Below are 26,036 nucleotides of genomic sequence, written 5' to 3'. Positions count from 1 at the left end.
TGTGAGTGTGTGGCCGCAGTGGGCTTTAGCGCTCCCGCTTGTAGAACGGCAACGCCACCACGCGGTACGGGAAACGCTTGCCGCGGATGTCGACCTCCACGGTCGCACCCTCGGACGCCGTGGCGGACTCAGCAGCCTCCTTCGACACATACGCCAACGCAACAGGGTGCCCCAGCGTCGGTGACAACGCCCCCGAGGTCACATGGCCGATGGAGAACTCGCCAGGGTTGCCATCCTCGCCCGCGGCGAAGACCTCGTAGCCACCGCGAGCGGCGCGGCGACCCTCGCCCACCAGGCCCACCAGCGTCTGCTTCGTGCCCTCTTCCTTGGCAGCCACGATCGCGTCGCGACCCACGAACTTATCCTTCGACTTCGTCGCAGCCAGCACGCCCAGACCGGCATCCACCGGCGTGAGATCCAAGGACAGCTCGTTGCCGTACAGCGGCATGCCGGCCTCCAGGCGCAGCGTATCGCGGCAAACCAGGCCGCATGGCAGGCCACCCAGGCGATCCGCCACGGTCATCACGGTCTCCCACACCACCTCAGCGGCGTCGTTGGCCACGATGATCTCAAAGCCGTCCTCACCGGTGTAGCCCGTGCGGGCCACAATCGCCGGCTGACCAGCAACAATTCCCTGGAAGGCGGCGTAGTAGCCTAGCCCATCGATGGCGTCGTTCACGGTCGTGCCCGCGCCGGATGCCTCGGGAGCATCGGTGACATTGTCCACGACCTCCTTCATTACCTCCGTGGCCTTCGGGCCTTGGACGGCCACCATCGTGGTGTCATCGGACTCGTTGTTCACGGTCACGTCGAAGCTGACCGTGCGCTCGTTCAGAGCCCGGACCACAGGGGCCACGTTCCCGGCGTTCGGCACCACCAGGAACTCGTTCTCGGCCAGGTGGTAGGTAATCAGGTCGTCGATGATCCCGCCATCGCTCTCGCAAATCATGGAGTACTTCGCCTTACCCACCGGCACGGCGGACAAGCGCGAGATCAGCGCGTGATCCAAAAACTCCGCAGCCTCCGGCCCGGTCACGCGCACCTCTCCCATATGGGATAGGTCGAACACGCCCACGTTCTTGCGCACCGCGTGATGCTCATCCAGCTCAGAGGTGTACTTCAACGGCATGTCCCAGCCGCCGAAGTCGGTGAAACGTGCGCCCAGCTTTTCGTGCACACCATGCAGGGCAGTGTGTTTGATGTCCTTGCTCATCATGCTCCTTAAGTGTTCTTAGGCTTCCTAGTGTCCTAGGCTTCCTAGGCTTCCTAGCGTTACTAGTTTTCTTAGTCCTTATTCTTAAGCCCCCATTATGAAGGCCCGCCAGCCCCTACAGGTTCTCCGCGATGTCCTCAATCGGCGGGCAGGAGCACACCAAATTACGGTCACCATAGGCGCCATCGATGCGGCGCACCGGCGCGAAGTACTTGTCCACGCGCAAGGACGGCACAGGGAACGCGGCCTGCTCGCGAGTGAACTTTCCGCCAGACACAGCCTCGTCGAAATCACCCCGGATCACCGAGTGTGCAGTAAACGGCGCGTGGCGCAGAACCGAATCCTCAGCCGCAACCGCGCCATCAATGACCTCCTGGATCTCGCCGTGGATGGACACCATCGCCTCAATAAAGCGATCCAGCTCGGCCTTGTCCTCGGACTCGGTTGGCTCCACCATCAGCGTGCCCGGAACAGGGAACGCCAAGGTGGGAGCGTGGAAACCGTAGTCCATCAGGCGCTTGGAGACATCCTCGGCGGTGATGCCGGAGGCCTTCGTCAGCTCTCGCAGATCCAAGATGCACTCGTGGGCAACCAGGCCGGTCTCGCCCGTGTACAGCGTTGGGTAGTACTCCTCCAGCTTGCGGGACACGTAGTTGGCGTTCACGAGTGCCATGCGGGACGCCTCGGTCAATCCCTCGTCGCCCATCAATGCGATGTAGGACCAGGTGATCGGCAGCACGCCGGCCGAACCATACGCCGACGCCGACACGGGCTGTCCCGTTGCCGCGCCGTGGGCGTCGTCGTGAATATCCTCCCGCGCGTCTGTGGGCAGGAACGGAATCAGGTGCTCAGCCACGCATACAGGGCCGACGCCTGGGCCTCCGCCACCGTGAGGAATCGTGAATGTCTTGTGCAGATTCAGGTGGGAGACGTCTCCGCCGAACTCGCCTGGCTGGGCCAATCCCACCAGGGCGTTCAGGTTCGCGCCGTCGATGTACACCTGTCCGCCTGCGGCGTGCACCTTCGAGCACACCTCGCGGACCTGCTCCTCGAACACGCCATGCGTGGACGGGTAGGTGATCATGATGCCGGCGATGTTCTCGCCGTGCTTGGCGATCTTCGCATCCAGATCGTCCACGTCGATGGAGCCGTCCTCGGCATTCTTCACCGCAACCACCTTCAGGCCGGCCAACGCGGCACTCGCCGCATTCGTACCGTGGGCGGAGGCCGGGATCAGAATCAGGTTGCGCTCGTCATCCCCGCGGGACTGGTGGTAGCGGGCAATAGCCAGCAGGCCGGCGAACTCACCCTGAGAACCAGCGTTCGGCTGGACAGACACCTTCGCATAACCGGTGATCTTCGCCAGACGTTCCTCCAGGTCAGCGATCAACTCCAGCCAACCCTGCGCCTGCTCGGCCGGAACATGAGGGTGGATGCCCGCAAAGCCTGGCCAGGTGATCGGCTCCATGGACACCGCTGCGTTGAGCTTCATCGTGCAGGAACCCAGCGGGATCATCGTGCGGTCCAGGGCCAGATCGCGATCCGCGAGCTTCCGCAGGTACCTCATCATCTGCGTTTCGGAGGTGATGCTGTTAAAGATCGGGTGCGTGAGGATCTCATCCTCGCGCAGCACACCAGCCTCCGCCAGCGGGCCGTTGTCCGCGGTAAAGTCCGCGGTGTTAATGCGTGCGGAGGTGCCGGACAGGATCTCCACGAGCTCTGCGGTGTCCTGGTCCGTGGTGGACTCGCCCACGGACACACCCACGAACTCGTCATTCACGCGGCGCAGGTTGAAGCCAGCGTCCGCGGCTCGGGTGAGCACCTCGTCCACGCTGTCATGGCGCACCGTGACCGTATCGAAGAAGGTATCGTGCGCCACGGTCAGACCAGCCTCAGACAATGCCACAGCCAATGCCACCGCGCGACCATGCACCGCCGTGGCGATCTCCCGCAAGCCACGAGGACCATGCCACACCGCATAAAAACCAGCGACCACAGCCAACAGCGCCTGAGCCGTACAAATATTGGACGTTGCCTTATCGCGCCGAATGTGCTGCTCACGGGTCTGCAGCGCCAGACGATACGCAGGAGCACCCTCCGCATCCACAGACACACCCACAATGCGGCCCGGCAACTTACGCTGCAACGCCTCCGTACACGAAATGAAGCCCGCGTGAGGACCACCAAAGAACAGTGGCACACCAAAGCGCTGCGCAGAACCCACAGCAATATCTGCCCCAGCCTCACCCGGAGACGTCACCAGAACCGATGCCAACAGGTCAGCAGCCACCGTCACCAACGCGCCGGCCTCCTTCGCCGCCGCAATCACAGGCTTCAGATCACGAACCCGGCCGGTCGAACCAGGGTTGGACAGCACCACACCCACCAGATTGTCGTGATCCGCGAAGGAACGAGAGGTGTTGGCGTCGTCATCAGAAAAATCAGCAACCTCGACCGCAATTCCCGCAGCCTCAGCCCTCGCCAACGTCACCGTGATGGACTGCTGATGCAACGCGGAATCCAGCAGCACCACGCCACCATTCTTAAACGCCTTCGCGTTGCCGCGAGCCATCAACTGCACAGCCTCAGCCACCGCAGTCGCCTCATCCAACAAGGACGCACCCGCGATCGGCAGGCCCGTCAGATCCTGAATCATGGTCTGGAAATTCAGCAGAGCCTCCAGACGGCCCTGGGAAATCTCCGGCTGATACGGGGTGTACGCGGTGTACCAGCCCGGGTTCTCCACCACGTTGCGGCGAATCACGGCCGGGGTGACGGTGTCGTAGTAACCAGCGCCAATCAGCTGCTTCTTCTGCACATTCTTATCCGCGAAAGCGCGCAACGCGGCCAGCGTCTCGGTCTCATCCAAGGCGTCCGGCAAGCCGATCGGAGCGGACTGCTTAATGGAATCGGGGAGCGCGGCCTCCGCGAGCGCCTGGGAGGATTCGTAGCCCAGGAAATTCAGGATCTCCTGGGTATCTGCGGGGTTCGGGCCAATGTGTCGGTTCGTGAACTCGTCGTGAGATGTTGCCATAATTACGCCTTAGAGTTGTGGGTTGTTCTTGGGTTGTTCAAGGTAGGTCCATCCCCTCGCTCTGTCGCTGGTACCTGAGAGTTTTGCTCCTTCGGTGGCTTTTCGACCTACGACTGCCGAAAGCGCTTTCCAGAGGTGCCTGACTGTGGCGGTACGGGTGCCTGAGAGTGTCTGAAGGGTTGTTGCTCCGTCGGCGGCCGGCGCGGGCCGGCCCTCTCCCACCGCAGCTCATAGCGGCGTATGTAGTTGTGTGGGTGCGCGGTGTGTCCTGCGCGGTCACCGCGTCCAATTCTATAGTGTTCGACCTCACTTCCGTAGACCTCCCGCAAGACCACCTCCGCTCCATCCCCCCTGCCCTCCCTTTTCCCTACACACCTCCCTACAAATTGTTCGATCAAAACGCCATTTTTCGCCCAAAAACTGGCGTTTTGATCGAACATTTTGTGTGTGGGGCGGCCTGGAAGTTTTCCCAACTCCGCCCCAGCCCCACCTCCATGCGCCACAATAGTGTCCATGACAAAACTTCCATTCTCCCGAACTCTCAGCCCAATCCTCCGCAGCCCCGCGCTCCCCTCCGTCGCGCCCGCCCCCGACCGCACCGGCCGCCGCGTCGCGGTGGTCACCGGGGCAACATCGGGCATCGGCAAAGCTGCCGCCTCTTCCTTATCCGACGCCGGCTTCCATGTCATCGGCACCTCCCGAAACCCAGACTCCGTGTCTGACCGGCACCCTGGAGTGCACTACGTGGCACTTGATTTGAGTGATCCGGACAGCATCGAGGCCTGCGTCGAAGATATTCACGCTCACGGTGACGCCCCTGCGGTGCTGGTGAACAACGCAGGCGAGTCTCAGTCCGGCCCGTTCGAGGAGCTTCCCCGCGATGCGCTGGAGCGGCTGTTTCAGATCAACGTGCAGGGGCAGGTGGAGCTCACTCAGAAGCTTTTGCCATCCATGCGTGCGGCGGGTCGCGGCCGCGTGGTGATGGTCGGTTCGATGCTGGGGAGTTTTCCGCTTGCATTTCGCTCCAGCTACGTGGCCTCGAAGGCGGCCATCAAGGGGTTTGGTTTTTCTCTGCGCCGCGAGGTGCGGCCTTTTGGAATTGGGGTGTCCGTGGTGGAACCCGGCTCGATCAATACGGGGCTTTCCCAGAGGCGGACTAAATATGTGGATCTTCAGGGGCCGTATGGAGCTGAGTTCAGCACGATGCTGAACAAGTTGGACGCCAATGAGGCTGCGGGTATCTCCTCGGAGCGCGTCGCTGAGGAGATCATGAAGGCAGTTCTGGATGATGCGCCGCGGCCGCTCTATGCCGCAGGCTCAAAGGCTGGTCTGATTTTCCCGCTGTCGCGGGTGCTTCCTCTGGAGACCACGCACTGGCTGCTCAACAAGGTGCACGGCCTCTCCTAGCTCAGGCATCTCCTGTTCCTCAGGCCCCTGAGGAACAGGAGATCCAAATTGTTCGACCAAAACGCCATTTTTTGCCCCAAAAATGGCGTTTTGGTCGAACAATTTGTTGGGCAAGTGCGCCGGATGCAGCTGGTGCGCCTGGTGCCCCAGCAGTCCAGGTGCGCCAGGCACAGCCCTGGTAACTGCACGCCCGACAGCCTGGAGTTATCCACAACCTCCCCACCACAAAGCCAAAGTTTTCCACAGCAAAACCTGGTTACTCACAGAGTTATCCACAGAACAGCACTCAAAACCCACAGAGTTATCCACAACGTCCACAAGGCGGCTAATTTCCCCCAGAAAACACCTAGTTATCCACAGGCTCGAAAACTTCTTCTTCCCCTTAGGTAAACTTCGTGCAATTGTTCAACCTATGAACACACGTCCGCAGCTACCATCACCACAGCAGCCGCCGCAGCAACCGCGACACGGCAAGCCGCACTATCGACCGCATGCAGCTTCGCACCGACCACCCCAACACGAGCGGAACAACCTCCGCCGCATTCACACCGCGCCACTCCCAACAATATTGCCTATAACCAGCGCAGACTTGGCGCGCCTCCACAACATCCACCACCCGGAGCGTAATCCTCAATTCCTTCAGGTTGTCCATGGAGTTTGGATCCCCCGCGAGGTGCTCCCCCACTCTTCCAACCCTCATTCTCCGATTGCCCACTCTTCCAACCCCCACTCTTCCAACCCCTGCTCTCGCAGCACCCAGCCTCATCCAGCCACCACCCCTCACGCACTCGGCAGCGCAGACTTAGACCCAGTCTCCCGAGCTCGGGCTTATTTCCTCTCCAATCCCAGCGCCACGGCCAGTCATTTTTCTTCACTAGCCCTCCATGGCCTCAAATATTTCGTTGATCATCAGCCCACGATGTTCTTCACTACTTGGTCTTCCCAACGGGTTGGGCATGGGGCTGAGAAATGGTTGGGGCTTCGACGTCGACGCCCTCGTAGCCTCCCTCTTCACCACGTCCACCCGGATCCAGCTTTTCCGGAGTTGAAGGCTGTCCCTTTATCTATTGCGTTGGCCGGGTGTTTATCGAGTTTGGAAAGGCACGCCCCGGAGGTGGAGATTCTGCGGTGGCCTGTGCCTCGGATTCCGGACATGAGCAGCACTCTTATTAGGCAGGTCCAGCTGGCGGATGCGGTGATTCATCTGGCACAACATACTCTCTTGCCTCCGGGCGAGGGCACCAATGCTCCCATTCATGGCCATTGCAATCAGAATCTGTTTCGAAAGGTGATGGATGTGTCCTGTTCTGGGGCGGAGTCGCCGCCGGAGACGATTCTGCGGCTGATGGTTGCCCACGCTGTCCGAGACAAGGGCCTGCTGTGCCTGACTCAGGTTCCCGTGTTCAGTGGCGGCATGCTGGTCACCACGGTTGATGTGCTGGTGGTGGATGAGCGATGGGCGCAGACCGTTCGGGCGGAGGGGATCGAGCTGACGTCGTTCGCGTGGGAGTCCATGGCGGCGCACGTGCTCGCCTTTCAGTACGACGGTTCCCATCACCTAACCCGTGAGCAGCGCGATAAGGATCACTATATTTCTTCTGTGTTGCGCAGTTTTGGGATGAGGGAGTACCGGGTCACGGCGCCCGCGCTTCGTTCGTTCGGCGAGTTCATGCAGGCCTTCCCTCTCTTCACACCCCACCACAAATTGTTCGACTAAAACTCCATTTTTCGACCCAATTTTGGCGTTTTGGTCGAACAATTTGTACAAACCGGGGAGGATCAGCCTCGCTCGATCGGCCGCTTCGCATCCGACGACCACTGCGACCAACCGCCCACATAGTGCCGCGGCGCCGGCAACCCCGCAGCCTCCATCGCCGCGATAAACAGGGACGAATGCACGCCCGATCCGGAATACACTGCGATCTCCGTATTTTCTTCGACGCCAAGCTCACCCAAAATCTTCCTCACCCGCTCCGCTGGAAGCACGCGTCCGTTGGATTCTTGCAGAACGTCCGTGGGGATGTTTACGGCTCCGGGGATGTGCCCTGCTTGGTGGTCAACGTTTTCTTTGAGTCCTTTGAAGCGCGCTTCGTCGCGGTTGTCGACCAGCATTTTTCCTTGGGCGAGCCAGTCTTCGATCTCATCAATCTCGAGTGTGGGCATGGATCCCGGTGTGACGGTGACATCTCCGCGTCCGCGCAGGGCGCCAATGCCGCCGGCGACGTCGCCGCCGGCGGCTTGCCATTCTCCGGTTCCTCCGTTGAGGATGCTCACGTTGTTCACTCCGGCCCAGCGTAGGATCCACCAGGCGCGGGCGGCGTAGAGGTTGGCACCTGTGTCGTAGATGTAGGTGGGTCGGTCTGTCATCACTCCCCAGTCGTCGAGGTAGCGTTGCAGGTCGTTGACGTCGGGGATGGGGTTGCGGCCGTGTTGTCGTGAGGGGATTCCGGCGAGGTGTCGCAGGGGGTTGCAGAACATTGCACCGGGGATGTGTTGGGTGACGTAGGCTTCCCAGGCACTGTTTTCGGTTTTGGCCCAGTGGGAGTCGATGATCGTCATGCGCTGGCCATGCTGGAAGTGGTGGTATAGCTCGGTGCCGGTGATGAATGGGGTGGAGGGGTTGGTGGTGCTGGTGCTCATAGTGGCTTAGCTTATCCTTGTTGGCTTATCCGTGCGCGGTCATTGCAGTGTGATCGCAGTCTGATCGCAGTGTGGTCGCGGCGCGGTCCTCATCACCTCGCCGCGGTACTGCTGCCATCAACTCATGGCTTCGTAGCCTGTTTTCTCGGCAGTTATCTCGGCTGCTCTCCAGCCTGTTTTCTCGACTGTTGTCCAGCTCCGGCCTGTTGTCCGGACGATTGACCGCCCTGTTTCCCGCCTTGCTTCGGCAGCCATCCCGAGAGGATCGGGAACAGGAAGATTCCCACCCCGGCCACGAGCGCCGCTCCTCCCAGGCCGAACGTGAATCCGGACACCACCGCGATGGGCGCCAGGATCGTCATACCGATTTCGAAGGGGGCGAATCCCACATAGGCCACGCCATAGTCGTTGAGGGTACCGGATTTCAGGTCGGGATCCACGATCTTCAGCAGGGCGATACCCGTGGCAACCGCGGCGGTGGCCCAGCCCCAGCCGAACACGCCGCGTTCCAGCCACTTTTCTCCGAAGAAGAGTGGGGAGATGTAGCGGAAGAACACGAAGCAGTACGCCAGTCCCAGGAGGAACAGCACCAGCAGCGGCAGCCAGTAGGAGGCAATAGCCGAGGGGACGATGGAGGCCACACCGAAGGCGATCAGGTAGTCGGTGGATCCACCGGAGATGGATTTCACGGTCTGTGGGTTCAGGTACTCGGGCCGCTTGATGACCTTGAGCCCTAGCACTCCAAGGATTCCGACCACGAAGGCCAGTGCGAACAGCGGGATGGATACGTTGGGGAATTGGTGTTGGATGGCCTGCTGGATGAAGTAGGCAAACATCACGGTCATCATGATGAACCCGAGGTGCAGGGCCAGTGGCTCAATGGAGGAAGGGTTGGTGGTTGCCTTGCCGATGGAGGGTTGCTTCTTCGGGTCTTCGATGGCTCCGGAGAGCAGCTCCCAGGGCAGTTCTTTCGGCAGCGTGTTGGCGCGGCCGGATTTGATGCCCCAGTTGGCGAAGATGATTCCGCCCACAATCGCAGCGAGCGTTCCGACCGTGGCGGACATGAAGCCAAGGGACATGGCGGCGTCCGCACCCACTCCGTCGAGCGCGCCTCCCACGGCCGCTGCGGTGCCGAAGCCTCCCACGAATCCGACGGGCAGCATCATGCCGAACCAGTCTTCCGTGCCGAACAGTGGCTTGAACAGGAAGATTCCGAGCAGGATGAAGATGGCCCATTGCCCCAGGAACATGGAGGTGGAGTAGGCCCACATGTTGCGGGCCTTCTTCATGTCACCGGATTGGAAGCTCATGGAGTACGGCATGGAGGCGAACACGATGGCGATCAGCAGGGTGGAGTAATCGCCGAGCGCGTTGGAGAAAGGCATGATACCCAGCACCTCTGGCCCCAGCAGCAGCCCGAGCAGTCCCGCGATGATGGGTGACGGAATGAGTAGGTTGCGGAACCATGTGAAGTGGCGCCTCATGAAGGTACCGATGATCATGAGGATGGAGATCAATCCAATGTCCGTCATGAGGGTAAATGCGGTGTATTCAGAGTCACCCATGATGGTCTTGTCGCTTTCTGCTCTGTAGCGCCAGCACGTCTGTGTGTCGTGCGCCCGCGCCGCCTGGTTCGTTGCCGACCCCGATACTACTGTCCCGCCCCTACATTCATCATCTTCGCTGTGCGTTGTTCGATTTTTATCCGACGCCCAACCTCACTCCCCCACGCCCCTCTCCCCGCATCCGGATCTCCGCCTGCACGGCTGCTCACGCACGCCACACCGCAGGCGCGGCCTGCACGCGAGCAGCTCCCGAGAGCCGCTCGCGTGCCAACCCCTATCTGGATCAGTAGAAGCCCATGGGCTTCTCGTCGTAGGACCACAACAGGTTCTTGGTCTGCTGGTAATGGTCCAGCATCATTAGGTGGGTCTCGCGGCCCAGGCCGGACTTCTTGTAGCCTCCGAAGGCTGCGTGAGCTGGGTACTGGTGGTAGTTGTTGACCCACACGCGACCGGACTGAATTTCGCGGCCTGCCTTGTAGGCGGTGCGTCCGTCACGGGACCATACGCCGGCGCCGAGGCCGTACTCGGTGTCGTTGGCGATCTCCATGGCTTCTTCGAAGGTCTTGAAGGTGGTCACGGCGAGCACGGGGCCGAAGATTTCCTCCTGGAACAGGCGCATCTTGTTGTGGCCCTTGAAGATCGTTGGCTCGATGTAGAAACCTCCATCGCGGCCGTCGATCTGGTTGACGTTTCCGCCGGTCAGGACCTCTGCGCCTTCTTCTGGGCCGGACTTCAGGTAGCCGGTGATCTTGTCCATCTGCTCCTGGGATGCCTGTGCGCCCATCATCACGTCGGTGTCCAGTGGGTTGCCCACCTTGATGTTCTTCACGCGCTCGATGGCCAGAGCCAGGAACTCCTCGGCGATGTCCTCGTGGACCAGTGCGCGGGATGGGCAGGTGCAGATTTCGCCCTGGTTCAGGGCGAACATGGCCAGGCCCTCCACGCACTTTTCGCGGAAGTCATCGTCCTTGTCCATGATGTCTGCGAAGAACACGGATGGGGACTTGCCGCCCAGCTCCAGGGTGACGGGGATCAGCTTCTCAGCCACGGCTTTGTTGATGATCTTTCCGACTTCGGTGGATCCGGTGAAGGCGATCTTTGCGATGCGGTCGGTGGCCGTCAGTGCTGCACCGGCTTCGGTTCCGAGGCCGTTGACGATGTTCAGCACACCTTCTGGCAGCACCTCCTGGATGAGCTCCACGAGCACCAGGATGGATGCTGGGGTCTGCTCGGCGGGCTTCAGGACAATGGCGTTTCCGGCGGCCAGCGCTGGGGCGATCTTCCATGCGGCCATGAGGATGGGGAAGTTCCATGGGATGATCTGGCCGACCACTCCCAGTGGCTCGTGGAAGTGGTAGGCGACCAGGTCTTCGTTGATCTGGGAGGTGCGGTCTTCCTGCGCGCGCAGGGCACCTGCGTAGTAGCGGAAGTGGTCCACGGCCAGTGGGAGGTCTGCTGCCAGGGTTTCACGGACTGCCTTGCCGTTGTCCCAGGTCTCTGCCACGGCGAGCATCTCGAGGTTCTGTTCCAGGATGTCAGCGATCTTCAGCAGGACGTTGGAGCGGTCTTGGACGCTGGTTTTGCCCCAGCCTGGCGCTGCCTTTTCGGCGGCGTCGATGGCTAGTTCGATGTCCGCTGCCTTGGAGCGCGGTACTTCGCAGAACTTCTGTCCGTTGATGGGGGATACGTTGTCCATGTATTCGCCGTCAACGGGAGGCACCCACTGGCCTCCGATGAAGTTTTCGTAGCGCTCCTTGAAGGTAATAAGCGAGCCGTTGGTTCCTGGGTCTGCGTAAACAGTCATCTGCGATCAAGCCTTTCTGTGATGGTTCAGCGCCACGTGTTGACCTGCGTGGAGTTGCGCGCTGCACCACGCTCGCGTGTGTGCGATGGTACTTATCAGCCGCCCACTTCAGCAGTTATATGGCACACCCCACAAATTACAGACAATTGTGAGGTGCGTCATCATGTCGATGTGCTGCTTCACCCGTTCGACGCCCGGCTAAGTATTTTCACAGAACTTATTTGAACCCAATAGTGCTGGATACGGCAGTCCACCCCGTACATCAACGGGGGTATCTCCCCTACCCTTCCTCGTCCTCTTCCCATCTCCTTCCGTATCCCTTCTACTCTCCTTTCGCACCCAGCTGAGACACCGGCTAAGACACCAGATAAAGCGCCACCCAAGGACACATCCTCCACCGATTCTTTTACACTTGGGCCATGACTCCCGAAGAACTCGTCAGCGTTTCTCACCAGCACGCGCTGGAGTTGCCGGCAACTTCTCGTGATCAGCCTTTCGGCGAGGGTTGGGATGCCTATCGGGTTCGCGGCAAGATTTTCATGATCCGCGCCCACCCACACTTTAATCCGGCGCGTACGCAGATGATCATTCTGAAAGCGATCCCGGACGAAGGCGTGAGCCTCCGGCAGCAGCATGAAGAGATCACCCCTGGGTACCACATGAACAAGACGCATTGGAATAGCGTGGTGGCCGGCCCCGGCATCAGTCCGGAGTTAGTGAAGGATCTGATTACTGATTCTTACTTGTGCGTTGTGGACAAGCTGCCGAAAGCGAAGCAGCCGGTGGATCCATTCAACCACCGGCTCACGCAATTTCTCTAGGCCGCTCCTCGGGCCCCTAGGCCTCGGCATCCTCGGGCGTGACCCCGTAGATGTCCAGCTGGGTTGCTCCGTCATCGGCACCGCCGCTGACCGCCGTAGCGTCCACACGGACCGTGTCGCCGTCGCGAATCTCACCGGCCAGCAGCAGCTTCGCCAAACGATCGCCGATTGCCTTTTGAATCAGACGACGCAAAGGGCGCGCACCATAGGCCGGATCGTATCCGCGCTCGGCAAGCCACGTCTTGGCCTCCGGGGATACGTCCAGGTCAAGACGCCGGCCAGCCAGCCGCTGCGCCAATCCCTTCAGCTGAATGTCCACGATGGCCTCCAGCTGGGATTCGTTGAGCGCGTCGAAGATCAGCACGTCGTCCAGACGGTTGATGAACTCTGGCTTGAAGTGGCGCTTCACGGCATCCATGACCTGCTCCTGTGTGCCACCGGCACCCAGGTTGGATGTGAGGATCAGGATGGTGTTGCGGAAATCCACTGTCCGTCCCTGGCCGTCGGTGAGGCGACCTTCGTCCAGCACCTGCAGGAGAATGTCGAACACATCCTGGTGCGCCTTTTCCACCTCGTCGAACAACACCACGCTGTAGGGGCGTCGTCGTACGGCCTCGGTCAGCTGACCGCCGGCGTCGTATCCCACATATCCCGGAGGGGCACCCACCAGGCGCGCCACGCTGTGCTTCTCGCCGTATTCGGACATGTCGATGCGGATCATGGCGGTTTCGTCGTCGAAGAGGAACTCGGCCAGGCCCTTGGCGAGTTCGGTCTTGCCCACGCCCGTCGGGCCAAGGAACAGGAAGGATCCGGTGGGCCGGTTGGGGTCGGCCACGCCGGCGCGGGCGCGGCGGACGGCGTCGGATACGGCATTCACCGCATCCTCCTGCCCGACCACGCGACCAGCCAGGATGTTCTCCATCTGCAGGAGCTTTTCGGTCTCTCCTTGCAGCATCTTGCCGGCCGGAACTCCCGTCCAGGCGGACACCACTTCGGCGACCGTGTCCGGGGACACCTCCTCGGTCAGCATCATGTCCTCCTGCGTGGCGACCACGTCTTCGGCTTCCTTCAGCTTCTTTTCCACGTCGGGAATGCGGCCGTAGCGCAGCTCGGCGACCTTGGCGAAGTTTCCTTCACGCTCAGCAATTTCGGATTCGCGATTGAGGTTGTCCAGCTCCTCCTTCAGCTCGCGGAGGTTATCGATGCTTCCCTTTTCGACTTCCCAGCGGGCGGTCAAGCCAGCCAGCTTTTCCCGCTCGTCGGCCAGCTCCGCCTGCAGCAGTTCCAGCCGATCGCGAGAGGCAACGTCCGTCTCCTTGGACAGCGCCATCTCCTCAATCTCGAGGCGACGCACCACACGCTCCACGTCGTCGATTTCCTCCGGACGGGAGTCAATTTCCATGCGTAATCTCGACGCCGCCTCGTCGACCAGGTCAATGGCCTTGTCTGGCAGGAAACGGGAGGTGATGTAGCGATCGGACAGGGTGGCTGCGGCGACCAGGGCGGAATCCTGGATGCGCACGCCGTGGTGAACCTCGTAGCGTTCCTTCAGGCCGCGCAGGATGCCGATGGTGTCTTCCACTGTGGGCTCGCCCACGTAGACCTGCTGGAATCGGCGTTCTAGGGCGGGGTCCTTTTCGATGTACTTGCGGTATTCGTCCAGGGTGGTGGCGCCGACGAGGCGCAGCTCACCTCGGGCGAGGAGGGGCTTGATCATGTTGCCGGCGTCCATGGCAGAGTCGCCGCCGGCGCCTGCTCCAACGATGGTGTGGAGCTCGTCGATGAAGGTGACGATCTCGCCGTCGGCTTCCTTGATCTCGTCCAGGACGGCCTTCAGGCGCTCCTCAAACTCGCCGCGGTACTTGGCGCCGGCGATCATGGAGCCAAGGTCCAGGCTGATCAAGCGCTTGCCGCGCAGCGATTCCGGAACGTCGCCGGCCACGATGCGGCGGGCCAGGCCCTCCACGATGGCGGTTTTACCCACGCCGGGCTCACCGATGAGGACGGGGTTGTTCTTGGTTCGACGAGACAGCACCTGGACCACGCGACGGATTTCCTGGTCGCGGCCGATCACTGGGTCGATCTTGCCTTCGCGCGCTCGTGCGGTGAGGTCCGTGGAGTACTTGTCCAGGGCTTGGAATTGCCCTTCGGGCTCCTCGGAGGTGACCTTGCGGTTACCGCGCACGGATTGGAAGGCGCTCTTCAGAGCCTCGGTGGTGGCGCCGCGGTCCTGGAGGAGCTTTGCCGCGGGGTCGTTACCCTTGGCGATTCCTGCCAGCAGCACCTCAGTGGAGACAAACGAGTCCCCCAGCTGGTCGGCCAGCTCCTGCCCGGCGTTCAACGCATTGACGGCGTCCCGGTTGAAGTTGGGGTTGGCCATGTTGGAGCCGGAGGCGGTGGGAAATCCGTTGACGATTCCGCGCGCGGCGGAGAGCACGTCGTCGGGGTCCACCCCGGCGGCTTGGAGCACGGGTTGTGCGATGGAGTCTTCTTGTTCCAGAAGGGCCACGAGGAGGTGTGCCGGGCGGATGTCCGGGTTTCCTTGCGCGACGGCGTTGCGCAGCGCGACCTGCATTGCCTCGCGGGTTTTAGTGGTAGGAGTGAAGTTCGACATTGTGAGTCCTCCTTAGTAACGGTGAATCTGAACATTCAACCTTGCGTTCACTAGGCTCAACCTTGATGCCCTTGAGTCTATTCCACTCAACTTCATTTTCGCACTGTGATCTACCCCACAACATTGCCCCCATTGACATTTCTTTTCGGAAACTACTTGCCAAGCCTTGCGAAGGATGCTTCACTCTTATGTAAATCAGAAATAGTTTACGTATATAAGTAAACACTTCCCTGTTTGGAGGGGCTCATGAAGAACACACATCGTCGATCGCCCATCATCGCCGCCCTCGGCACCGCGATCCTCGCCGCCTCCAGCCTCACTGCCTGCTCCCTCAAGGAGAACAACGGCCAGGACAGCCCAAACCTCACCCGCCTAACCATGGCCGACAATTACGCCCTCAAGCACCCTGTCGGCAAGGGCGGGACCCAACCTTTCCTCGACGCCATGACGGCCTCCGCCCAAGAAACCGGCATGACTATCGACTACTTTGCGTCCGGACAGCTGGGCAAGCAGGCCGATATTCCGTCGATCGTGCGCAGCGGAAACGCTGACCTCGCAGTCATCGCTCCTGGCTATGTCAGCTCCACCTTCCCCTTAAGCGGCATTGGCGACCTCCCCGGCTTCGGCTCCGATTCCTGCGTCACCGCCTACGCCCTACGGGACCTGGTGATGCCCGGCGGGATTCTCTACGACAAAGAAATGGCCCCCATGAAGTTCAGGCCATTGTGGACGGGATCCATCCCCGGATACGAGGCCATGTCCGCCGGCATCGACCCATCCAACCCTGATAATCTCCGCGGAAAAGTCCTTCGCTCCACCGGCGGCGCCTTAGATCGGGTGATTGACCAGATGCACGCCGCGGGCGTCGCTATGCCTATCGGCGACCTCTACGAGGCCCTGTCGCGCGGCACGGTAGAGGGCACGCTGGCCAGCCCCATCAGCATTACCCCGTATGGCCTGGAGGACGTCATCACGGACGCCACTGATGGTGCCGAGCAGGGCAATTTCACCTTCTTCTACGGGATCAACGTGGACACGTGGGACTCGCTGACCATGCAGCAGCAGGAGGCGCTGACGCACGCCAGCGAGCAGGCCCAGCAATCCCTGTGCGAGACCCTCAACGGCTCTCGCGCGAAGTCCATCGCGGCCATGAAGAAAGCTGGGGTGCGCTTCCACGACGTCGCCCAGAATCGCGCCCAGTGGGAAGCCCTGAATGAGCCAGTCAAGCAGTCCTGGATCAACGCCGCCGAATCCACCGGGCTAGCCGGCCACGAGGTGATGGACGCGTGGGAATCCGCGCTAAAGAAACACGCCCACCGCGCCACGAAACGAGGTTAAAACCATGCCACATCTGGTGATACATCCGGGCCACGACGGCACCGCCACCCGCACCCCCTACGGTTTTCGCACCACAGACCATCCCCGGCTGGATAAACTCCAGAATGCCATTTCTGCAGTGTGCACGTGGATTGCCGGCGCAGCCATTATCCTTCTGGTGCTTATCACGGCAGCAGAGGTGTTCATGCGAGAGGTATTGAGCCATCCTCTGGGATGGAATATCAGCCTCACGGAAAAATACCTTCTTCCCACCATTGCCTTCTTTGGGCTTATTGTTGCCTATCGCACATCCACCCACATCGCTGTGGAGACGATATTCACCAAGCTCCCCCGGCCCGTGCAGAAGATCATTCTGGTGCTGATCCACGCATCGGTGGCCTTTTCCATGGTGATGCTTGCTCTGGCCGGATGGAATGAAACGTGGATGGCGTTTTCTCTTCATCATCAAACTCTGCCGGGAATGGCGGATCTTCCGCTTCCCGATTGGACGTTCCGCGCCATCGTCCCCTGCGCCGCTATTCTGTGCGCTTTTCTTGCCGCCATTGATTTCTACCGCGAGGTCACAACCCCCTGGCACAGACCCTTCACTGATTACGACCCTGGCGAGGAAGGACACTAATCATGCTCGTCGTTGGAATACTCATCGTCCTCGTAGCCCTCATCGTTTTTCGGGTTCCGGTCAGTTTCGCGATCCTGGCCTCGGGCCTGCTCGGCCTCACTATTCTGGAAGGCTTCCCCGCCGCGTTACACACGCTCGAAACCTCGCCTTTTGCCGCGGTGCGCTCTAATTCCCTATCTGCCATTCCTTTGTTTATTCTGATGGCTCAATTGTTACTGATGTCCGGGCTGCTGGATTCTTTGTTCGACGCCGCGCGCTCCCTCATCGGACGCCTCCCCGGCGGAACGGCCATTGCCAGCGTGGGCGCTGGAACGGCGTTTGCCGCGGTATCCGGCTCCTCGACTGCGGCGGCTGCCACGCTGGCGCAGACCTCATCGGTGCGCATGATGAAGGAAGGCTACGCGCGCGGCACAGCCACGGGGCTTGTTGCGGTAGTAGGCACTCTGGCGGCCATGATTCCGCCGTCGATCATTCTGGTGTTTTATGCGATTACCGCGGAGGCTCCCGTGGGGCAGGTGCTTATTGCGGGATTTTTCCCAGGGCTTTTGGTGGCCTGCGGCCTTATTGTCACGATGTACCTGGGTTTTCTGCGCGATCGCTCGGTCGCACCGGCGGGGTCTAGTTCCACGATCCGGGAGAAGCTCACGCATGTGTGGAAAGCCTCTCCCTTGTTGGTTATTTTCTGCGCGGTGGTGGGCTCTATTTTCTTCGGAATTGCCACCCCCACGGAGGCTGCCACACTGGGCACAATCGCCGCACTGATCCTGGTGGTTGCCAAAGGCAAGTGGGATCGGGACCAATTCGGCGTGGCCGTGTTGGAAACAGTGAAAACCTCCGCCATGATTTTCGCGATCATCATGACGGCGCACGTGCTGGGTGACTTCCTCACGCTGAGCCGCGTCACGCCCCGCTTGGTGGCCAGCATTAGCGAGGCGGCGTGGCCACCTTTAGTGGTGATGGCGCTCATTGGTCTGGTGTATATGGTGCTGGGATTCTTTATGGATCAGATCGCCATTATCGCCTTGACGGTTCCCATGACTCTGCCCATCGTTGAAGAATTGGGGTACGACCCCATTTGGTTTGGCATTTTCGTCGTCCTACTGGCAGAAACCGGAATGGTCACACCACCCATGGGCATTAACGTGTTCGTAGTCTCGAAGGCCGTCAAAATAAGCCCTGTCGTGGTCTTTAGGGGCGCATTCCCGTATGTGCTGGTGATGTTGTTGATCGCCGCGGCGGCGCTGTTGTGGCCGGACCTGGTGATGTGGGTGCCGAATCTCTCCAGCGCCTCCGGCTAAACCCCCGCCTACTGCTCCCACCGGCGGCGCGCATCGCGGAGCGCTGCGATGATCGTGTGGGCGTCGCGGGCAATTTGATCGGGCGCGGCGATAACCGCAACCGCGGCGACCACCCGCCCGTGCTCCTTTACGGCGACCGCCACGCCATCGGCGCCATTTTGGGCGATTCCCGGCGCGATGACCTCCCCTGTTTCCCGCAGGACGGGGTATTCGCGCTGGAAACGATTCAACAGGTCAGCGCTGATCTCGGCGTTCGTTCCTCCGGTGAGCTGGTGGTCGAGCAGCATGTCCCAGGCGGTGTCGGGGTCCAGCCCGGCGAGCAGCGCCCAGCCCGAGGACGTCTCCAGCGGGGGTCGGCGCAGCTTGTTCTGGGCGAGGTATTCGAAGGAGGGGTCGCTGGCGGCGTAGTCCACGTAGTAGACGTTGTTGCCGACCAGCACAGCCAGCACCGCAATGTACCCCGTCCTGTTCACGATGTCCTCCAGCATGTCGTGGGTGACGATCTCAATGGGACGACGCCCGGCTACCGTACTGAGCAAGTATGGCGCCAAACCTAAGGCGAATCCGCGGCCTCGTTCCTGGAGGTATCCCGCCGCGGTAAGGCCGTTGACCAGCGACTGCGCGGAGCTCACGGGCGCGCCGATGGCGGTGGCGATGTCGCTGAGGCCTTGGGGTTCGGGGGCTCGGGCGACGTGTTCCAGGATGGCGGCGATGCGGTCGACGGTTCGGTGGCGCGGTCGGTGTGAGCCGCCCTCGCTGACGAAGGGAAAGCGCTGTGTGTTGTCCTGGGGCGACATCCGCGGTTCACGTCCCTTTCTGGTGTGGTGTCGTCTGTGTGTGCTGGTGCGACCGAGCTTTCTGAACGGCAATTATTGCAGCGTTTCGGGATATGTGAAAGTTTTACTTTCCTTCTGGAGATTATTCACCTACACTAGTACTTACCTAAATCCGTACCAGTTTACTTATATACGTAAGGATAGTGACCGTGTCCACAACAGATCCACTCACCCTCTCCAGCTTCGATGGCCTCCTCGACGACGAGGAGCGTATGCTCCGCGACGCCGTCACGGACTTCGCTCACGCCGAGCTGACCCCACACGTCCAGAGCTGGTTCGACGCAGGCACGCTCCCCGCCAAGGAGCTCGGCCCGAAGTTCGGCGAGCTCGGTGCACTGGGAATGCACTTGGAAGACTACGGCTGCCCCGGCGCCTCCGCCGTGAGCTACGGCCTGGCCTGCATGGAGATTGAGGCCGTGGACTCCGGGCTGCGCTCCTTCGTCTCCGTCCAGGGGTCCTTGGCCATGTTCGCCATTCATCACTGGGGCTCCGAGGAGCAGAAGAAAAAGTACCTTCCAGGAATGGCGGCCGGCACCACGCTGGGATGCTTCGGACTCACGGAGCCCGACGCCGGCTCCGACCCCGCCTCCATGAAAACCCGCGCCACTCGCGAAGGCGACGAGTGGGTCCTCAACGGCACGAAGATGTGGATCACTAACTCCCCGGTGGCTGATGTGGCCGTGGTGTGGGCACGCACGGAGGATGGCTACGCGGGCTTCATTGTGGAGAAGGGAACCGCTGGGTTCAGCGCGCCGGAGATCCACAAGAAGCTCTCCCTCCGCGCGTCCATCACTGGCGAGATTGTGCTGGACAACTGCCGCGTGCCTGACTCTCAACGCCTCCCGAAGGTCTCCTCGCTGCGCGGCCCACTCACCTGCCTAAATGAGGCGCGCTACGGCATCATCTGGGGCGCACTGGGCGCTGCCCGCGACTGCATCACCACCGCGTTGGAGTACACCAATACCCGCCAGGTTTTCGGCAAGTCCCTGTCCTCCTTCCAGCTGTCTCAGGCGAAGCTGGCCGATATGTCGGTGGAGCTCAACAAGGGAGTGCTGCTCGCTCTTCAGTTGGGGCGCTTGAAGGACCAGCATAAATTGGAGCCGCATCAGGTCTCCGTGGGCAAACTTAATTCCACGCGCACGGCCATTGCCATCGCTCGGGAATGCCGTACCCTCTTGGGTGCCTCCGGCATCACGCTGGAATACTCGCCGCTTCGTCATGCCAATAACCTCGAGTCCGTCCTGACCTACGAAGGCACCGCGGAAATGCACCAGCTCATCATCGGTAAGGCACTAACTGGTGAGGAGGCATTCCGCTAAATGGGCGCATTAGACGGAGTGGTTATTGCGGATTTCTCCCGTGTGTTGGCAGGCCCCTACGCTACGATGATGCTCGCGGATATGGGCGCGGAGGTCATCAAAATTGAGCGCCCCGGCACCGGCGACGACACGCGCGCGTGGGGTCCACCGTTTAATGCCGACGGCGTGTCCACGTATTTCGCAGCGGTCAATCGCAATAAAAAGACCGTCCAGCTGGATTTGCACACCGAGGAGGGCCTGCAGAAAGCCACGGAGATTGCCGCGAAGGCCGATATTCTAGTGGAGAATTTCCGGCCCGGAACAATGGAGCGTCTGGGCCTGGGATATGAGGAGCTCAGCGCCATCAACCCCGGCCTGATCTACGCATCACTATCCGGATTTGGCGGCAATGCCGGCGCCGATATCGGCGGCTATGACCTGGTGGTTCAGGCCGTCGGCGGGCTCATGTCCGTCACGGGCGAATCCCCGGATAAGCCAGTGAAAGTAGGCGTGGCTCTGGTGGATGTTCTCACTGGCCTGCACCTGGGCATGGGCATTCTTGCCGCGCTGCATCACCGGCACGCCTCCGGCGAAGGACAGCGCATTGAAATTAACCTGCTCCAGGCGGCATTATCCTCCCTAGCCAATCAATCTTCCGCTTTTGTGGGAGCCGGAGTTGTGGGTACAGCGATGGGCAATAAGCATCCCTCTATTGCACCCTATGAGGTATTCCGCACACGCGATGGCGACCTGGCGGTAGCCGCGGGAAACGATTCCCTTTTCCAGCGCTTTTGCCACGTTATTGAGCGGCCCGACCTTCCCGAGGATGAACGCTTTCAGACCAATACGTCCCGTGTTGCCCACCGGGATTCCTTGGCTGCCATCATCACGGACGCACTGTCTAGTCGCGATGCGCAGGAATGGTTCAGATTATTACGCGACGCCGGAGTTCCCGCCGGCCCAGTGAACTCCATTGATCAAGCATTTGAATTCGCCACAGACTTAGGGCTGAATCCCATCACAACCATCGATGGGTCACCCAGCGTGAGCAATCCCCTGACCTTTTCGAAAACCCCGGTGGAATATCGGTCGAAGCCACGCACGCTGGAGGGCTAAACGCCCTCGCTGTGCTCAACCTTCGGGGGTTCTAAACCCCTTCGAAGTGCTCCGCGCCTTCGCCGATCTCCAGATCTGTTCTGTGCCCCGCCAGCACCGGAACAGTCTCGCGGATCTTATCCACGCGATTGGGGTCAATATCCACGGTCAGCACCTGCGCGGCATACCCTGTCTCTGCCAGGCGCGCGCCGTTCGGGCCGATGGCCACCGAGTGTCCGATGCCGGTAGGCCCGTCCGCGTAGCCGTAGCGGTCCGGCGAGCCGGGGCGCGCCATGCCCGCGGCAACAAGGTAGCTGGCGGAGTCCAGCGCCCGCGCCATGGTGAGGGTGCGCCATTGATCCAGCTTCCCGGGACCGTCTGCCCAGCTACTGGGCACGATCATAACCTTCGCACCGGCAGACGCCAGGGCCGCGAAGTGTCCAGGGAAGCGGATGTCGTAGCAGGTCGCCAGGCCAATGGTGGTGTCTGCCACGTCCACCACCACGCGCCGGTCGCCGGGCTTCACGGTATCCGATTCGCGGTAACCGAAGGCATCGTAGGTGTGGATCTTGTTGTAGTGAGTCACACCGTTGGGGCCTGCCACGAGCAGTGTGTTGTGCACGCGGTTCACGCGATTAGCTTCGCCAGAGCCTTCGGGCAGCTCCTCCACAATGTCGCCGGCCGGAGTGCGGAAGACCGTATCGGCTGGAGTGAACATACCCACCACGGCAGTGGTCCCGTGCTCCTGGGCGGTCTCAATCACCGCTTGGGCGAAGGGGCCGTCGAGTGGCTGTGCCACAGTGTCGAGCCGGCCGTGGTCGAAGGGGAACATTGCGGCCTCGGGAAACACCACGAGGTCTGCGCCGTTAGCGGCGCCGGAGGCGATGTATTTGCGGATAATCGCCAAATTCGCTTCGACGTCCGGCTCTGCGTTCATTTGGATCACTGCGATGCGCATGGCCTCCAGCCTACGTTGTCCGTGGGCGTTGTGTGGGCGCCTCGCTTCCTACTCGGCCTCCTGCGACGCCGGTCCTGCTTACTCCACCCCAACAACATTAGGCAAACCTAACCCATAACGGCTGTGGAAAACTTCTCATCCAGACGAAGTTATCCACAGGCACGAAAACTTTTCTTCCCTAGCCCGCCGCACCCCGCTAGGGTGCAACCTACAGAGCTCACTGCACAGCACAACACGAGGGGGATTCATGCAGGCAGATGTCGCCGCGTGGCACGAACTAGGGCAGATCACACTGCTACCGGGGATGGTGATCACACACGCGCACACCATCAAGGACAACTCCTGGCGCATCGCCGCGGCTGCCCGGGAACTACGCGCCGCACCCACAGGGCGGGTGGCTGTTTTTGGGGAAGCTGGGCGTCGGCTATCAACATTCATGGCAGCATCCGGAACAATTTTTTCGGGCCAGGCAGAGGGATTGGGCGTGACGTCCGACTCGATCCTGCAGTTCGCCCGGGACGTTCAGGAGCACGACGCCCAAGCGCTCTGCCAGGGAGGCACACCGTGATTTCCATCTTCGACATTGAAACGGCGCCGACGCAGGAATTTTCGGGCAGCGCGGACACACTAAAACAGGTCGGGTCTACCACCCGCGCGTGCGCGCAGGACGTGCGCACCACCGCCACGTGGCAGGGCGGCGCGGCATGGTCGGGGGACGCCGCGGACGCCGCAAGCCACCGCACGCAGTCCACGGCCAACAGGACCGATTCCTTAGGTCTGGCAACCAGCGCGGCAGGGGGCGTGACCTCGATATTCAGCGCGGCACTGAAAGGGTTCCAGGAGGGGGCGGCCACCACGCTGGAGTTGGCTCGAGGGTTGGGTTTCGAGGTCAGCGCGCACGGCGATGTGACCCCGTCTACCTGGCAGCTGGCCACAGCGACGGCCGCCAGCGCGATCCCTGGAGGCGAGGGAATCGCGGCGGCGATGTGGGAGATGGCGGCGGTGCTGAGCATGATTCTCAAGGGCATTGTGGTGGCCACGGCGGCGTCGGACGTTGCGGCGAGCACAGCGCTGGCGGGACTCTCGTCGGCGCAAGCCTCCGCGCGGGAGCCGGAAGCGAATAAAGTTCCCTCGCCCGCCGCCGGCCCCGCCCCCGTGTCCCGCATTGATACCCCGACCGGGCCCGTGGTGACGGTCGGGAATGTGGAGTCCGCGGATCGAATCATCACGCTGGTCTCCGGCGTGGGCAGCAGCGCAGAATCGATGGTGCGGCAGAAGACCATCTGGGCAGAGCAGCAGGTCAGGGAGGCCGCCGGGCGCGGCGAAAAACTGGCCGTGGTGGCATGGCACGGGTACCAGGCGCCGAAGAATCTGCCCGAAGGGTTCAGCCAGTTGCCGGCGAAGAAGGCCGGCCCAGCGCTGCGGGAGTTCCAGAAGGGCCTGCGGCAGAAGAATCCGCACGCGCAGCTGAAGGTCATGGGGCACAGCTATGGGTCCGTGGTGGTGGGCGAGGCAGCGCGGGACAAGTCCTTCCAAGCGGACGATATCCACCTCATGGGCTCGCCGGGCACCCACATTCCTCCAAGCGTTCCGCACACCGCGCAGCGGCAGCTAGGGGATAACATTTGGGCCACGGAAGGGGCCAGCGCGCTGGTTCCACCGCTATGGAAGGGTCTTCTGGGGCATGGGCCGGATCCGGTGCCGCGCTCGGCGTCGGACGCGTGGGACAAACTTATGACGGGATACCTATGGATGCGTGGGGAGAACAATGCACACTCCAGCTACCTGTGGGATGGGAAGCCGTGACGTCGCCGTCCGGTGTTGCGAGGGCGCACTATGGCCCATGTACCTTTTGAAGGTCGGGTTTTTGAGGTACTTTGTCCAGGTGACTGTCTCAAGCAATGAGAATCCTCAGAACTCCCCAGCCAAGCCCGCCAGCGCGGAGGCACTCGTAGTCGACGACCCGCGTACCGTGCGCATGGGCACCCTCGTCAGCCTCATCGTCGGCTCCTGCATCGGAGCGGGCATTTTCGCCCTGCCGCAGAACATCGCGTCGGTTGCCTCTCCCGGCGCAGCGATGATCGGCTGGGCCATCACGGGCCTGGGCATGCTGTGCGTGGCGTACGTGTTCCAGGCGCTGGCCCTGCGCAAGCCGCATTTGGATTCAGGCGTGTACTCCTACGTGCGGGCCGGCCTGGGTGATTTCGTGGGCTTCGCCTCGGCGTGGGGTTATTGGCTGGGCACGATCATTGCCCAGGTGGGTTATGCCACGCTGTTCTTCAGCTCGCTGGGCTTTTTCGTTCCGATCTTCAATGGCGACCATGCCCTGTTCCAGGCCTTCGCCGTGTCCGCGCTCACGTGGACGATCTTTGCGGTGCTGTCCCGTGGTGTGCGCCAGGCCGCCATTGTGAACGTGGTGGCGACGGTGGCCAAGGTACTGCCGATCGCGGCGTTCCTGATCCTGACGGCATTCCTGGGCTTCAACACGGAAGTCTTCACGGCTGATTTCTGGGGCAACAATCCCACGTTCGGTTCGGGCGCGGATGAGCCTCACACCTTGATGCAGCAGGTCAAGGCCATGATGCTGTTCACGGTGTGGGCGTTCATCGGCGTGGAGGGCGCGTCCACGTATTCCAAGCGTGCGCGCCACCGTCGCGATATTTCGCTGGCCACGCTGCTGGGCTATGTGACCGTGTTCCTGCTTCTGACCAGCGTGTCTTTCCTGTCCTATGGCGTGGTCTCCCGCGAAGAGCTGGCGCAGATGGGCGACAACTCGATGGCGTCCGTCCTGGAACACGTGGTGGGACCGTGGGGCGCCGGCCTGATTTCGGTGGGTCTGTGCATCTCTGTGCTGGGTGCGTATGTGTCCTGGCAGATGCTGTGCGCGGAGCCGATTACCCTCATGGCGCAGGATGGTCTGATGCCGAGCGTGGTGGGCCGCACGAACGCGATGGGCGCGCCGTATATCGCGCAGTTGATGTCCGCCGTGGTGATTCAAGCGTTCATCCTGGTCTTTTACCTCAACGAATCCACGTACACCACGATGGTGCAGCTGGCGACGTCGCTGTACCTGGTGCCGTACGTGTTCTCGTCGTTGTACCTGTTGTTGCTCGCCACGCGAGGTGAGGGCCTGAATCATCCCGACGCCGGCCTCAAATTCAATATCTCCGGACCCGACGTAAAGCCCTCCACGAACACGCTTCATTTGGTGTTGGGTCTGGTCGCCTTTGCGTACTCGTGCTGGCTGTTGTACGCGGCGGAGTTGCACTTCGTGCTTCTGGGTACACTGCTGATCCTGCCGGGCATGGCGATCTACATGGTCACGCGTATCAAGGCGAAGGGGCGCGTGTTCAATGTCTTCGAGTGGTTCATCGCCGCGGGCATTGTGGGGTGTGCGGTGTTGGCGCTGGTGCTGATCGCGCAGGGCGCGATCAGTCTGTAGGGCTCGCTGAGCCCGTAAACCTGACGGGTCGCGTGCCTCCCAAGCAGCCCCGGC

General features: G+C 61.4%; 19 protein-coding genes and 2 riboswitches. Of the genes, 11 read left to right on the top strand and 8 right to left on the bottom strand.

The genetic code is table 11. The features are described from left to right. Window positions 1–25: 25 nt before the first annotated feature. Window positions 26–1,213 (bottom strand): glycine cleavage system aminomethyltransferase GcvT, encoded by a 1,188-nt coding sequence (gene gcvT, locus IAU67_RS01140; protein WP_151842714.1) that lies wholly within the window; start codon window positions 1,211–1,213, stop codon window positions 26–28. 115 nt (window positions 1,214–1,328) lie between these two features. Further along, the gene (gene gcvP, locus IAU67_RS01135; RefSeq protein ID WP_151842598.1) at window positions 1,329–4,247 is read right to left on the bottom strand and encodes an aminomethyl-transferring glycine dehydrogenase; all 2,919 of its coding nucleotides are present in this window, start codon (window positions 4,245–4,247) and stop codon (window positions 1,329–1,331) included. A 59-nt stretch (window positions 4,248–4,306) separates the two neighbouring features. Beyond that, window positions 4,307–4,382: riboswitch (glycine riboswitch) on the bottom strand. 4 nt (window positions 4,383–4,386) lie between these two features. After that, window positions 4,387–4,478, bottom strand: a riboswitch (glycine riboswitch). A 282-nt stretch (window positions 4,479–4,760) separates the two neighbouring features. On the opposite strand from gcvP, the gene IAU67_RS01130 reads away from it, so the two are divergent. Both IAU67_RS01130 and IAU67_RS01125 read left to right on the top strand, forming a co-directional pair. After that, the gene (locus IAU67_RS01130) at window positions 4,761–5,654 is read left to right on the top strand and encodes an SDR family oxidoreductase (protein WP_151842599.1); all 894 of its coding nucleotides are present in this window, start codon (window positions 4,761–4,763) and stop codon (window positions 5,652–5,654) included. A gap of 1,153 nt (window positions 5,655–6,807) precedes the next feature. After that, the gene (locus IAU67_RS01125; protein ID WP_151842600.1) at window positions 6,808–7,371 is read left to right on the top strand and encodes a hypothetical protein; all 564 of its coding nucleotides are present in this window, start codon (window positions 6,808–6,810) and stop codon (window positions 7,369–7,371) included. Between the two features lie 62 nt (window positions 7,372–7,433). Here IAU67_RS01125 and IAU67_RS01120 read toward each other — a convergent pair whose 3' ends face one another. The 3 genes from IAU67_RS01120 to exaC form a co-directional block, all read right to left on the bottom strand. Beyond that, window positions 7,434–8,294 carry a sulfurtransferase gene (locus tag IAU67_RS01120; RefSeq protein WP_151842601.1) on the bottom strand — a complete coding sequence of 287 codons (861 nt, stop codon included), beginning with the start codon at window positions 8,292–8,294 and terminating at the stop codon, window positions 7,434–7,436. 152 nt (window positions 8,295–8,446) lie between these two features. Then, complete coding sequence (locus IAU67_RS01115; RefSeq protein ID WP_151842602.1) at window positions 8,447–9,859, bottom strand: sodium/glutamate symporter; 1,413 nt, start codon at window positions 9,857–9,859, stop codon at window positions 8,447–8,449. A 283-nt stretch (window positions 9,860–10,142) separates the two neighbouring features. Further along, the gene (exaC, locus tag IAU67_RS01110) at window positions 10,143–11,663 is read right to left on the bottom strand and encodes an acetaldehyde dehydrogenase ExaC (protein WP_151842603.1); all 1,521 of its coding nucleotides are present in this window, start codon (window positions 11,661–11,663) and stop codon (window positions 10,143–10,145) included. Between the two features lie 419 nt (window positions 11,664–12,082). Here exaC and IAU67_RS01105 point away from each other — a divergent pair, with 419 nt between their 5' ends. Continuing rightward, window positions 12,083–12,484 carry an MmcQ/YjbR family DNA-binding protein gene (locus IAU67_RS01105; protein WP_151842604.1) on the top strand — a complete coding sequence of 134 codons (402 nt, stop codon included), beginning with the start codon at window positions 12,083–12,085 and terminating at the stop codon, window positions 12,482–12,484. Between the two features lie 16 nt (window positions 12,485–12,500). Here IAU67_RS01105 and clpB read toward each other — a convergent pair whose 3' ends face one another. Further along, the gene (gene clpB, locus IAU67_RS01100) at window positions 12,501–15,098 is read right to left on the bottom strand and encodes an ATP-dependent chaperone ClpB (protein ID WP_151842605.1); all 2,598 of its coding nucleotides are present in this window, start codon (window positions 15,096–15,098) and stop codon (window positions 12,501–12,503) included. Window positions 15,099–15,344: 246 nt separating this feature from the next. Here clpB and IAU67_RS01095 point away from each other — a divergent pair, with 246 nt between their 5' ends. Genes IAU67_RS01095 through IAU67_RS01085 form a run of 3 tightly spaced genes read left to right on the top strand, consistent with a single transcriptional unit; the run spans window position 15,345 to window position 18,353 of the window. Continuing rightward, complete coding sequence (locus IAU67_RS01095) at window positions 15,345–16,436, top strand: TRAP transporter substrate-binding protein (RefSeq protein ID WP_151842606.1); 1,092 nt, start codon at window positions 15,345–15,347, stop codon at window positions 16,434–16,436. Between the two features lie 4 nt (window positions 16,437–16,440). Next, complete coding sequence (locus tag IAU67_RS01090; RefSeq protein ID WP_151842607.1) at window positions 16,441–17,055, top strand: TRAP transporter small permease; 615 nt, start codon at window positions 16,441–16,443, stop codon at window positions 17,053–17,055. Window positions 17,056–17,057: 2 nt separating this feature from the next. Further along, entirely contained in the window at window positions 17,058–18,353 is a 1,296-nt protein-coding gene (locus tag IAU67_RS01085) for a TRAP transporter large permease (protein WP_151842608.1), read from the top strand. 8 nt (window positions 18,354–18,361) lie between these two features. On the opposite strand, the gene IAU67_RS01080 is transcribed toward IAU67_RS01085, so the two are convergent. Then, entirely contained in the window at window positions 18,362–19,150 is a 789-nt protein-coding gene (locus IAU67_RS01080; RefSeq protein WP_151842609.1) for a helix-turn-helix domain-containing protein, read from the bottom strand. 251 nt (window positions 19,151–19,401) lie between these two features. On the opposite strand from IAU67_RS01080, the gene IAU67_RS01075 reads away from it, so the two are divergent. Together IAU67_RS01075 and IAU67_RS01070 are read left to right on the top strand one after the other, a co-directional pair. Then, window positions 19,402–20,508, top strand: coding sequence for an acyl-CoA dehydrogenase family protein (locus tag IAU67_RS01075; protein ID WP_151842715.1), 1,107 nt, complete (start codon window positions 19,402–19,404; stop codon window positions 20,506–20,508). Next, the gene (locus IAU67_RS01070; protein WP_151842610.1) at window positions 20,509–21,603 is read left to right on the top strand and encodes a CaiB/BaiF CoA transferase family protein; all 1,095 of its coding nucleotides are present in this window, start codon (window positions 20,509–20,511) and stop codon (window positions 21,601–21,603) included. It abuts the gene before it with no gap. 31 nt (window positions 21,604–21,634) lie between these two features. Here the strand turns inward: IAU67_RS01070 and IAU67_RS01065 are convergent, their stop codons facing one another. Next, on the bottom strand, window positions 21,635–22,540 hold the full coding sequence (locus IAU67_RS01065; protein ID WP_151842611.1) for a carbon-nitrogen hydrolase family protein: 906 nt from the start codon (window positions 22,538–22,540) through the stop codon (window positions 21,635–21,637). A 247-nt stretch (window positions 22,541–22,787) separates the two neighbouring features. Between IAU67_RS01065 and IAU67_RS01060 the strand changes: the two genes are divergently transcribed. The 3 genes from IAU67_RS01060 to IAU67_RS01050 all read left to right on the top strand — a co-directional run bounded on the left by IAU67_RS01060 (window position 22,788) and on the right by IAU67_RS01050 (window position 25,982). Then, window positions 22,788–23,108, top strand: coding sequence for a hypothetical protein (locus tag IAU67_RS01060; RefSeq protein ID WP_151842612.1), 321 nt, complete (start codon window positions 22,788–22,790; stop codon window positions 23,106–23,108). Further along, on the top strand, window positions 23,105–24,346 hold the full coding sequence (locus IAU67_RS01055; protein WP_151842613.1) for an alpha/beta hydrolase: 1,242 nt from the start codon (window positions 23,105–23,107) through the stop codon (window positions 24,344–24,346). Before IAU67_RS01060 ends, IAU67_RS01055 begins: the two co-directional genes overlap by 4 nt. Window positions 24,347–24,425: 79 nt before the next feature. Beyond that, window positions 24,426–25,982, top strand: a complete 1,557-nt coding sequence (locus IAU67_RS01050; RefSeq protein WP_370451992.1) for a basic amino acid/polyamine antiporter — start codon at window positions 24,426–24,428, stop codon at window positions 25,980–25,982. The last annotated feature ends 54 nt before the right edge of the window (window positions 25,983–26,036 follow it).

This window comes from Corynebacterium zhongnanshanii, from assembly GCF_014490575.1.
Taxonomy (GTDB): domain Bacteria; phylum Actinomycetota; class Actinomycetes; order Mycobacteriales; family Mycobacteriaceae; genus Corynebacterium; species Corynebacterium zhongnanshanii.
This window is presented reverse-complemented; position numbering and strand designations above follow the sequence as displayed.